The organism is Bacillus thuringiensis (genome assembly GCF_001182785.1).
In the GTDB taxonomy this organism is placed as follows: Bacteria; Bacillota; Bacilli; order Bacillales; family Bacillaceae_G; genus Bacillus_A; species Bacillus_A thuringiensis_S.
Window position 1 is genome coordinate 3,337,611 of record NZ_CP012099.1, and the last position, 12,455, is coordinate 3,350,065.

Below are 12,455 nucleotides of genomic sequence, written 5' to 3' on the forward strand. Positions count from 1 at the left end.
CTCTATACCTACAATTTCTTAAAATTCTTTTAAATAATCTTTCAAAAGAGTCAATAGTTTTATATTTTTTATTTTTTTATTGTACATTTGTACATTTGATGTTAGGATTATGCCTATTAAAATTGAATCCTAACGATTCTTCTTTATAATTTCCATGTTTTAATTGTTAAATAAAAATATTGATTCTGATATATATTTAAAATCAGAACGAAAATGTCGTTATTTTACAATGATGTCGTGGAATACCTTTAGAATGGAAAGATATATGCAACAACGCGTTAAGGGGTTACAGGGGGAACAAAAATGAGAGACTTTTTTGATGATAAGTATAAAAATATTGAATTGAAAAGGAGGTTAATAAATTTAATAAGTGAAATTAGCGAATTCAAAGGAAAATTAGCTGCTTATCAGGAACAAAACCCGGACATATTTAATAGCTTAGAAAAAACTATACCACTACATTACATAAAAAATTTCACAACTATTTACGAGGATATAAAAGTTCCTAATAAAAGATTAAAAGAACTTATTTTAGATGATATCGTACCTCAAAATATTTCGGAAGATGCTATTTTTTGCTATTATCAAACACTTTCTTTTGTACATAAAAACTCCTGTACTTTATTAATCAATCCAGCAACTATACAGGAATTACATTTTCAACTAATACATTACATTACCTCTGACAGTGCCAAATGGCGTGAAAAACCTTTTATTATTCCAGGAATTCCAGAACATGGAATGCACTTGAATAGTTACCGCATTCTTCCGCATGAACTTATTCCACAGTTTATGGAGCAATTATGTGATCAATACAACTCATTAAATACTAGTAAGGGGCTTCATTCACTTTTATTAATAGCTCGTTTTATATTAAATTTTTATTGCATAGTCCCTTTCAATCAAGGTAATAACAGGTTGGCATTTATGTTAATGCAATTGCTGTTAATTAGGAGTGGACACACATTTGTAAAATATGTATGTTTGGATAAATATATTAAGAAACATGAATCTGATTATTACAATTCGATTTATAAATCTTCGGTGAATTGGTACTGCGGGGAACATAATAATAGCTTTTGGTTAAAAACGTTTTTAACAATTATATTAGAGGCTTACAAAGATCTTCATAACACAGTTCTAGATTCTATATGTAAACATACTAAAGTTGAGAGAATTCAGGATTTTATACTTAAACAAAAACAACCCTTTACCAAGGAAAGTATTCGTAACACTTATCCAGACATTGCAGAGAGTACAATCAGTAAGGCTTTAAATTCCTTGCAACTGTTTGGCCATATTAAGCTAGTTACAAAAGGAAGAAGCGCAAAGTGGATTAAAATTTGACCATACTTTCAAGATACCTGAGGTTCACAAATTCAATAATAACTTTATCATTGAATTTCATTTTCCTTTTAAGCTATTATTACTTTTTTAGTTATTTCTAATTCCAACAAAACAGTTTATAGGAAAAGGTCCGCTTCCCTCCGCCTTTTCCTATAATAAAATTAAATATAAACATAGAATAATTGTCGAAAAAAGTCGCATTTTAATATTTTTTCTTTATTTTCTGGTTGTAAACGTTTCACTTTCATGTTACCATCTTAATCAAACAATAGATGGTAATAAAAATGAAAGTATTTCTTTCCCTTAGAAACATATAAACGTACGGTAATATCAAGAAAATAAGGCCAAAGAAATATTTGATACCTACCAAAATAATGAATAGGAATTTTGTTGCGCTGTTTTTTCTGATAATTAAGAAAATGCATTTTGTCCCTAAACAAAATTTGTTGGTGCGCAAAATTCAAATACACTAGAACATCCAAATAAATGAAATATCCTTTTTCATTGAGTATTAAGGTATGAAAAAAGAATTCTTCCTACAAAATTTAGCTGATTAACATAAAGACATCTAAATTACTACCTTTATCGCCATCTATTGTTGACAACATATTTACCAAATAAAAAGAACCTATCGAGGGTTCTTTTTATTATAATCATTCAAATTTCAATTCTATCTTAATACTTACATTTCCACACAAATTACATCTACTTTTTGCTCTCAATTATTGAATTAATAATATAGCACATCAAATTTATTAATTCTTATCTTCAATTAGTTTAAATTAGTGAATAAAATTCAATCATATAAAAATAATAAATACAACTAATCGTTATATATTAAAGAGGTGTCAATTTTGTCCTTACATGAAGAGACCTTAGAAACTAAGACAGATAAAACCATTGAAAAGATCCAAACAAGTAACTTAAAACAACTTAAAAATACACTAGATAATATCTTTGATATTAGTGCAGATTTAATTGAACATCCTTTGCAATTAAAAACAAACACGAATATTTTACTATATTATTTTGAAGGCCTTACAGATGGTGTTGCATTAAAAACCAATGTTGTTACACCATTATTACAAGAAGTAAATGAAGACAGTCAAATATTTAATTCTAATATTATTGCTACTCATACCAAAATAGTATATACATGGAATGAAATTAAAGAAGGATTACTTGAGGGGCAATGTGTACTGTTTATGGAGAAAGAAAAGCGGTCACTTCTAATAAATACAAAAGGCTGGGCAGAGAGAGCAATTCAAGAGCCAATTTCAGAAGTTACTATTAAAGGATCCCATGATGGATTTATTGAAAATGCCACAAAAAATATAGGTCTTATCCGTCGATATATTCCTTCTACAGAGTTAAAAATCAAAAAGCTGACGATTGGAGAACGAGCCACTTCTTTAGTCTATTTAATTTACTTAGGTGATGTAGCAAACGCAGATGTAGTCCAAGAAATTGAAACTAGAATCTGTAAAATCAAAACAGATGCGGTATTAAGTATTGGAGAGCTATCTAATTATACAAAAGATCAAAATTGGACTCCTTTTCCACAGGCTTATTTAAGCGAGCGCCCAGACGCCATTTCAAATCATATACTTGATGGGAAAGTAGCAGTATTAATGGATAGATCCCCTGGTGCAATGGTTGTTCCTATGAATTTGATTGGATTTTTTCAAACCCCAGATGACTATAATATTCATTGGCTCATCGCATCATTTTTTCGCTTATTACGATTTGCAGGATTTATTATAGCTATTTTTTTACCCGCATTTTATATTGCTATAGTCTCTTTTCACTTTGAAATTATTCCTATAGACTTATACACTTCTATTGCAACATCAAGAGTCAAAGTCCCTTTCTCCCCCTTATTGGAAGCTTTTATAATGGAAATTACACTAGAAATGCTACGTGAAGCTGGTATTCGCTTACCACAACCAATTGGACAAACTATTGGGATCGTTGGAGGGATTGTAATTGGACAGGCGGCTGTTCAAGCTGGTCTTGTTAGTAACGTTATGGTTATTATCGTATCTATTACAGCCATTGCTTCATTTATTGTTTCTAATTATGATTTATCAAGTTCTATACGCCTTATCCGTTTTCCAATGATGTTATTGGCCTACTTTTATGGGATTGTCGGTATTGTTAGTGGATTAATGCTCTTATTTGCTCATTTTGTTTCACTAACTTCCTATGGTTCACCATACGGCATGCCAATCGCACCATTTCGTCTCCAAGAGCTAAAAGATTCTTTTGTAAGATTTCCTATTTCGATGATTACCACCCGCTCGAGTACAGGACAGCCGAAACAAAGAAAGAAAAAAGAAGGTGGTTAACATGGGGAATCTTAAGTTCCAAAAAGTAACTTTATTCGAATTTATTATTTTCATTCATTCGCTGCAACTTGCATCTGGTATGTTAATTATGCCAAGCCCACTTGCTACTACTGCTGGTACAGATGGCTGGATTTCGATCATTCTCGGATGGATAGTTACTTCTATAATCGGTGTATTTATTATATTAATGTTACAAAAAAATCCTAACAAAAATTTCTCACAAATCTTAAAAACATACTTTGGTAAATGGATAGGGACAATTCTTTTTCTTGCATATGCCTTTTATCTATTTTTTGCTGGATTTAATACTTTATTAAAGGCAACTGATATTGTAAAAGTGTGGATATTCCCTTCCACTCCTGCTTATCAAATCACCATATTATTACTATTACCTTTCATTATTTTAGCCCTGAGTGGGTTAAGGGCTCTTACTAGTTATTCTATGCTTGTTTTCTTCTTCACTACTTGGATGCCACTATTTCTTCTTTTTTCACTAAAGACTAACTACAATCCTTTACACCTACTACCTATATTTAAAGAAGGATTATACCCTATTGTAAAAGCAACAAAAGAAACCATTACTCCTTATGCTGGGCTAGAAATTGCATATTATATATACCCATTCTTACAAAAAAAACAAAAAGCCATAAAAGGACTACTAATAGCGAATACTGGAACCATGTTTTTCTATCTATATGTTACTATTCTTTCTTATATATACTTTAGTCCAGAGGGGATAAAAGACGTAATCTGGCCAGTATTTCATCTGTTAAAAGGGGTTCGTTTTTCTTTCATGGAACGATTAGAAATTATATATATCGCTTACTATTTAATTGTATTTTCCACTACGATATATCCGTATTTATTTTTCAGTTTTGAATCTGTGACCATTTCACTTCAAAAAAACGCCCGCAATTGGGTGCTGCTTGCTTTTATGTTATTTATAGTTGGCCTATTTATTTTCCTAAATCCTGATGTGGATCAATATTTGTTTATATATTCTCTTATGGATATCTTAAATGTCGTTTTCTTTATTCTATTACCAATCTTATTTTTCACTTACAGTATTCTTTTTACTTGGATTACTAGGAGGAAACAACTTTGATTCGAAAATGGATATGGATTGTAATTTGTTGTGTATATATAATTGGTTGTAGTCAGAGAATTCCTCTTGAGAAGGTTTCATTAATCCTGTTAATTGGCTTGGATAGAACCCCTAATGGAGATATAAAAGTGGGAACAAGCATACCACTCTTTCATCATAAACAGCAAAAAAGTACTATAGAACATTGGACACAAGCATCAACTGTATATACTGGATTCAGTAAGATAGACACAAAGTTAACGGGCTTTATGACAGCTTCCAAAGCTGAAATCATTTTAATTGGGAAAAAATTAGCGCAAGAAGCAAATTGGTTGCAGGAGCTTGATTCTTCTTACCGTGATCCTTACGCTACCATTAATGCTAAAGTAGTACTTGTAGATGGACCTGCAGAAGAAATTTTTAAAATTCATAAGCCTAGTAAACCATCACTTTCATCTTATATAAATGGTGTAATTGAATCGTCAATTCAAAATAACCAATCCGTCTCTTCTACAATTCAACAATTAATGAGAGAACAAAATGAAGAAGGAATGACGCAAGCTGTTCCAATTATCAAAAAAACAAAGAATGAAATCGACACAGTAGGAATTGCATTTTTAAATCGAAAAGGGAAATATTTAACTCATATCCCTAAAAAAGATGTTAAATTTTTCAATCTTATAAATAAGCAAAAAAGTAGCGGGCGAATGATACTACACCTTGCGCTTCCTCCTAAAAAGTCCAACAAAAAAACAAACACTTCTATCTTCGTACAGAACGCGACAAGGAAGGTAGTTGTTAATTTTCAAAACGGAAAGTTTGTATTTAATCTCGATATATATGCTAATGTAGCTTTAATAGAAAAAACCAATGCGAATTTAATTAAGGGGCACTATGATAATAAAAAAAATATAAATAATTTAAAAAGGGCTATTCAAAAAGAAATTAATAATAATTTACAAAATATGTTGTATGAAATACAGCAGAATAAAATTGATCCAATCGGATTATCCCTATATGCTAGAGCATTTCAATATAAAGAGTGGAAAAAAGTAAAAGGTGATTGGTTGCAAGCGTTAGCAGAGGCTAAAATAAATGTAAAGACGCACGTCAAAATAAAAGATACTGGGACCATTAGAAATTAGACTGGGATTTAATAGCATTACTCAGTAGTATTTTTTCTCTTAAATAATTATTATGTAAAAAATGCTAACGTAAAAAATCTTTCCGTTCTTTTAAAAGAGAAATAATTCAACTACGTTAATCAAACACCAGTTTCTAATTTAATGAGCTGAAGAAATTATAACTCTGTTGTAGTAGATATGCCCGATTCCATTCCGATTGTAATCCATGAAATAGCGTCAAAGCCTAAATTAAGGAATTTAGGCTTTTTGAGTTCGCAAGAATATCTTGGTTTTAGTTCTATGTACCTTACTACAATAATTACAGGGTCTTTGTTTATTTTATTTGCTTTTAGATAATACACACCCAATTTCAGTTAAAATTGTTTAAATGTTAATTAATTTTTAAAATGATATATCTATAAGCTCTTTTAGCAAATATAATATAATATTATACATATATAACCAACTTGGGGACTATTATTAGTTTTCTAAATACAGACTTAATTAACACTATACAAATAGTGTTAATTATCTTAATTGAATATTAGTAATAGTAAGTATAAACATTATCAATTTACTATATATTACATTTATGTAAAAATAGATGTATGTTAAGCTTATTCAAAATCTTTCCCCTAATAAAGATTTGAAGTAGCATTTCATGATTCTCCTTACTGTTAATATGCCTTGAAAAAGAACCCTATAGGGTTCTTTTTCTTTTCATTATAACCTCAGTAAGTCCTTATTTAACATGTAAAAAGGACTGCTAATTACTTGCAGCCCTTTTACACGTTAATATACACTTGTATTAAATACTTAACACTTTATTGTATTAAGGTGTTTATAAAAACTAAACATGCCATTATCATTTAAATATATAACACTTCAAAGTTTAGAAGTATACAATAACAAATCTTTCCCAGCTTCCAGCTACATAACTAGTAGCTGTTAATTCTCTACCACCATTTGCTGATATATATCTACCATTACTTAGTGCTTGTAATACATATATCCTATTGTCTCCACCATTATATAAGATAAACTTTTCCCATGCCCCAATTGATGTACGATCTGCTACTACTCTACCATTTGGCTCAAACGAAACATACTTCCCATTACTTTTAGCTTTTAAAGCGTACGTATATAATTCCCCAGTCGGAATTAATTCGAATTTCTCCCATTCATTAACTGCATTACGATTTGCTATTACATTTCCAAAAGGCTCAGCGGAAACATATTGTAAATTTGCTGCCTGGATAGCAACTGTCCAACTTCCATTAAATAAATTCACGCCTTTTAGTGAACCTGCTTTTGATAGGTTGGCTGCCGATACATCATTCGATGGGGTAATCATCAATATCATTAAAACCATCGACAACACCATTAAAACTAACTTTTTTGAGATTGCATTACCACTTACACGTGTTATGAACCTTTTCATTCCCATTCCTCCCTTAATATACAGAACTCATATACATCATACTAAATATGTAAAATATTGTAATATAAAAGTTGATTTATCAACAAATACCTTACTATTCTGTTTCTTTTTTCTCAAATCTATAGCACTTAAACATGTATCAATTCTCAAGCACATTTTTAAAATTATTTTCTCCTGATAAAAGAATGTAGCAGTTGATAGCAACGAGAGTATATACAAAAGAGAGAATCTTTTCATTTCACTTCTCTTTAAATAAAAGCCAAATAGCCGTTCATAATGAACGACTATTTGCATCTAACTAATAATTAGAATGTTTTTCATGTTACTCTATTTTGTTTAATCCCGTTGAAGTAACTTGATAGGTTCTTTTTTTGCCCATATATTCTTGTTTATTATTCTCAAGATTAATAAGTATAGCGCGTGTTTTTTCTTTTACTGCTTCCCCTTCTATATGGGTAAACTCAATGTAATCTCCCACTTTTACGGGCACGGTTTGGCTTTCAGCAGTTTGCTGTCTATTTCCCACTATTCCCTTATTGTACAAAATACTACCGGTTGAATTCTTTACTGTAATACTTGCATACGTATTATTAAAGTAAGAATGTGGTACGCCCGCTTCTAAATTCACCTGCATTTTCTCTGTTGTCTTATTATAATCTACTTTTGCGATTTCTCTATCACTATATCCTTTTAATGACCACCCAAAATGATTTCCATCTAAAACCGTTGTTTCTGGCATTTTTTCTACTTTCTTCAAGCCTTCTTTTGTAACTTGATATCTTGCTGTTTTTCCAATGGTTTCATTTTTGTTATTTTCAAGGTTAATTAAAATTGCTCGCGTTTTTTCCTTTGTTGCTTCTCCTTCTATATGGGTAAATTCAATGTAATCCCCTACCTTGACGGGCACAGTTTGGCTTTCAGCATTTTGTTGTTTATTTCCCACGATCTCCTTATTGTACAGAACGTTACCAGAAGAATTCTGGACCTTAATACTCGCATACGTACTAGCAAAATAGGAATGTGGTACACCTGCTTCTAGTTTTACCTTCATCTCTTCTACCGTTTTATCATAATCTACTTTTGCAATTTCTCTATCACTATATCCTTTTAATGACCATGCAAACTTGTTTCCTTCTAAAATTGTTGCTTCTGGCATTTTTTCTACTTTCTTCAGGCCTTCCTTTGTAACTTCGTATATGGCTTTTTTTCCAAAGCTCTCTTGTTTACTATTATCTACATTTGTAAGAGTAGCTCTATGTACACCTTCTAGATGTGTTAACTCTATATAATCGCCTACTTTGACTGGAACTTTTTGCGATTCAGCATTTTGCTGCTTGTTTCCATAAATCTCTTTGTTATAGACCACTTTACCTGATGTGTTTTGCACTTTAATACTTGCATATGTACTATCAAAGTAGTCATGTGGTACACCTGCTTTTAGATCAATTTGCATTTCTTCTGTTGATTTATTTAAATTTACTTTCGCAAATTCAAAATCTCCAATCCCTTTCAGCGACCATGCAAATTCATTACCTTCAAAAATGTTTGGAGACTCATTTTTGATTTGTACCTTTTTCTCAACAGTTTGATCAAATATATCCGTTAATACAATCTTTGCATAAGCATTTGTTGGTAATGATATAGATTGACTGATTACATTTTGATAGGATTTAATATCATTAATTACGTTAATAGGTTGGCCCGTCATATTTTCATTGTTATAAATTTCAATTTTCCCCTTAAATTGCGGTGTACTATTTTCTTTTAGTTTCCAAGATACATTTAATTTTTCATTTTCATAATATATAGATTGGATATCAAAATCTAGTTTTCCTATTTCAGGTTGAGTAGGTTGATTTAGCGTGAATATTTTTCCTGACCCAATAGTAGACTGCGTATTACCTCCTGCTTTGACCCATACATATTCTGAAGTAGATCCTCCATCATATTGATAAGTATTATCATGCGTCCCAGAAATACTTTGATTATTCCAAGAACTCCATTGTTTATCAACTAATTTTCGGCTATAACCATTTTTTAGGCGCGCTTCTCGAACATTCTGTCCACTATCAGCCCAGTCTTCTTGAAACATTCCTAATCCATGATTAAATGCAACATTAGCAACCGGAAAGTCCATAATTGCAATTTGATGCCATTTATTCTTTGTTACATCTTTCATCCATTGTCCAAATTTAGTATGACCATTTTCTTGCCATGAACGCATTGTCATTGTGTACCAATTGTAGTCTTTCCAACCATAAGTTGTTTGAACCTTCATTCCTGTTCCTTCTCCTCCAAAGGGTCCAGCTTGCGAATTCGGAGATAAGTATTCGGCCTTTATTGCTTCTTTAGAGGAAATTGGATCCCATAAGGCAAAATGTAAAGTACGTTTTCCATTTTCATCAAACCCACTTTGTTGTTGAAAACCAGCATATCCTCCAGCTTCACCACCTGCATTCCAGTTGTGTACAGCCCAGTACGTATAAGGTGGAGTCTGAACTGGTGACCAGTCTATACTAATAATATCTGAGGCAGGTATATTTTGGGGACTCACATAAACTGCTGGAGCAGCTGAATGTGTTGCAGCTTTAGTGTGCGAAATAGACGTTCCAAACATAGAAAACATGCTACATGCTGCGGTCATTATAATAACTTTATTAAATCTTTTCTTCGTTTTCTGACTAATCACTAATCTACATCCTTTTCTAATTTTTATTATTGAATAATAACTTAGTAGAGAAATCTATCAAAATTCAAACAACATCCAGTAAATCTTTAAAATACTGCCCCAATTTTATGTTGTTCTATCTTCACATCTGATTCTTACATGTTATTTGATTGTAAGTGGTTTCCATAAAGATAACGCAAATATCCAATTCGGGTCACCATTTCCTTGATGATTTTGAACCGCTTCATACACTGTCCCTTGATGTTCTACTTTATCGCCCTTTGTATATGCCTTCTTTGGATCCCATTTTTCATAAGATATATTTTGATCTTTGGTTTTTACCGGAAGAATTTCACTTTGAATTGATGTATTTCCAGCTGCATCTACAGCCTTCACTGCATATTTATATTCCTTATTAGCTGTTAAGTTTTGATCAATAAATGTCGTTCCTTGTACGGTTTGAATCAATTGTCCATCACGTAATACCTGATATTCTTTTACACCTATATTATCTGTAGAAGGATTCCATTTTAGCTCTACACTGTTAGAAGTAAGATTGTTTGCATATAATCCTTGTGGCTGTGTGGGAGCTTCTGTATCTGGTTTCGGATTAACAATTTGATTTACTTTTTTCAGGCCATCCTTTGTAACTTCATACATTACTTTTTTATCAAGACTTTCACGTTTATTATTATCTAAATTTATTAATGTTGCCCTCTCTCCGCCTTCTAAATGTGTAAGCTCAATAAAATCGCCGGTCTTTACTGAAACTTTTTGTGTTCCAGCATTTTGCTGTTTATTCCCATAAAACTCCTTGTTATATACTACTTTACCTGATGTGTTTTGCACTTTAATACTTGCATATGTACTATTAAAGTAGTTATGTGGTACACCTGCTTTTAGATCAACTTGCATTTCTTCTGTTGATTTATTTAAATTTACTTTTGCGAATTCAAAATCTCCAATCCCTTTCAGCGACCATGCAAACTGGTTTCCTTCTAATATATTATTTACATTAGGCATATCTGGTTTAATTGGATTAGCATCCGTACCCTTCCAAATCTCTGCTGTTAAAATTGGATATCCTAATGCAGCTACTTTTTGAATGGTATCGTTATTTGGACGTAATCCCCACTTCTCAAAGAAAGGAATCAAATTTTGTTTGGCTACTTTTGATGCTGAAATCATAAATAATTGTTTTTTATTTTCATCAGTTTGTGGAAGTTCACTTGAAGGCATGTCTCTATACAATTGATGCAATTTAGGATAGAAATCCTCTCCATACGCTAACTGTAGTTGCCAAAGCATAACAAGCTTTACAAAAACATCGCTAATTTCATCATAATTTTTATTCACTTGCTCTAGATATTGAAATGCTTTTGGATAAATTCCACTTTTCTCTAAGTTGGATGGTTGATTAAATGCTTTTTCTACAGAAAGGCTGTATATATTATTTTGTACTTCTGTCATATTATAAAACTTCCAGGGCGATTGTTGTCTCAAATGTCCTGCCTCATGCCAAGGGCCCCAGCCATCTGTTATAAATTTATTAATATCTAACACGTATTGGATTGCATCTCCTACATATGCTGTTCGATAAGAAGTTGCATACATATAATAATCAGGAGAATGATTTTCTTCTACGTAATGAACATAATGTTTATCTACCTGTTCTTCAGATAATCCAGCTACTTTGTCTTGAATTCGAGTAGCTTCATCCATCTTTTTTAAGAGTTGTACAGGATCTGTATTAGAACCCAACAAATATTTCTTAACACGTGCAGGGCTGGCCGTAATTAATACACGTTCTCCTTTTAACTCCACTGCATGTGCATTAGGATACTGGTCCAGCATGTTTATTAAATCTTGTTTCGTATGCTTTCCTAGTTCAAAGAAAGGCGTAGTCGTTCCACCTGTTGTAATTGTTGTTCGAATGCTATCTCCTGGTTGTTTATTATAAAAATAAATCATCCCCCCATTTGGAGATTGGATTGTGTTTATACCAGGTTTTAATGTAAATGATTTTATCTTAGAATCTTCTCTCCAAGAAGCATCATACGAATACGTTCCAATATATACCTGAATATCTTGATTACCTTCTACATTAATCGTTATTTGTTCATTTGGCTTTGCATATAAACCAGTTGGTTCGTACGGACTAAATGCCATACTTTTTCTTTCCTGTTGTTTTAATACCTCAACATCCCCTTTTCCTGGGACTGTAAATGTTCTATTTTCTGATTTAACTGACTTTTCACTTTGCAGTGATGTCGATAAATTTTTTTGCTGCTCCTTTTGCTCTGCAAAGACATCTGATGAAGAAATCATTCCAGTCGCAAGCATAGTTACTGTAGCAGTAGCTGCAAGTATTTTTCTAGTTTTATGTTTTGAATTATTCCCCATATTATCTCCCTCATTTTTCCTTAGTACTCTTAAGGATTTT

At 31.8% G+C, this 12,455-nt stretch carries 7 protein-coding genes; 4 read left to right on the forward strand and 3 right to left on the reverse strand.

The features are described 5' to 3' along the window. Positions 1–303: 303 nt before the first annotated feature. The 4 genes from AC241_RS17215 to AC241_RS17230 all read left to right on the forward strand — a co-directional run bounded on the left by AC241_RS17215 (position 304) and on the right by AC241_RS17230 (position 5,924). On the forward strand, positions 304–1,347 hold the full coding sequence (locus tag AC241_RS17215) for a Fic family protein (RefSeq protein WP_050844387.1): 1,044 nt from the start codon (positions 304–306) through the stop codon (positions 1,345–1,347). An 854-nt stretch (positions 1,348–2,201) separates the two neighbouring features. After that, positions 2,202–3,695: a spore germination protein gene (locus AC241_RS17220; protein ID WP_029442944.1), complete on the forward strand. Its 1,494-nt coding sequence runs from the start codon at positions 2,202–2,204 to the stop codon at positions 3,693–3,695. Between the two features lies 1 nt (position 3,696). Then, positions 3,697–4,800 carry a GerAB/ArcD/ProY family transporter gene (locus AC241_RS17225; protein ID WP_016080746.1) on the forward strand — a complete coding sequence of 368 codons (1,104 nt, stop codon included), beginning with the start codon at positions 3,697–3,699 and terminating at the stop codon, positions 4,798–4,800. After that, entirely contained in the window at positions 4,797–5,924 is a 1,128-nt protein-coding gene (locus AC241_RS17230) for a Ger(x)C family spore germination protein (protein ID WP_016080745.1), read from the forward strand. Before AC241_RS17225 ends, AC241_RS17230 begins: the two co-directional genes overlap by 4 nt. An 871-nt stretch (positions 5,925–6,795) precedes the next feature. Here the strand turns inward: AC241_RS17230 and AC241_RS17235 are convergent. The 3 genes from AC241_RS17235 to AC241_RS17245 form a co-directional block, all read right to left on the reverse strand. Further along, positions 6,796–7,344 (reverse strand): fascin domain-containing protein, encoded by a 549-nt coding sequence (locus tag AC241_RS17235; RefSeq protein ID WP_016080744.1) that lies wholly within the window; start codon positions 7,342–7,344, stop codon positions 6,796–6,798. 322 nt (positions 7,345–7,666) lie between these two features. Further along, on the reverse strand, positions 7,667–10,033 hold the full coding sequence (locus AC241_RS17240) for a putative mucin/carbohydrate-binding domain-containing protein (RefSeq protein ID WP_029442946.1): 2,367 nt from the start codon (positions 10,031–10,033) through the stop codon (positions 7,667–7,669). A gap of 141 nt (positions 10,034–10,174) precedes the next feature. Next, positions 10,175–12,415 (reverse strand): M60 family metallopeptidase, encoded by a 2,241-nt coding sequence (locus tag AC241_RS17245; protein ID WP_050844388.1) that lies wholly within the window; start codon positions 12,413–12,415, stop codon positions 10,175–10,177. Between the last annotated feature and the right edge of the window lie 40 nt (positions 12,416–12,455).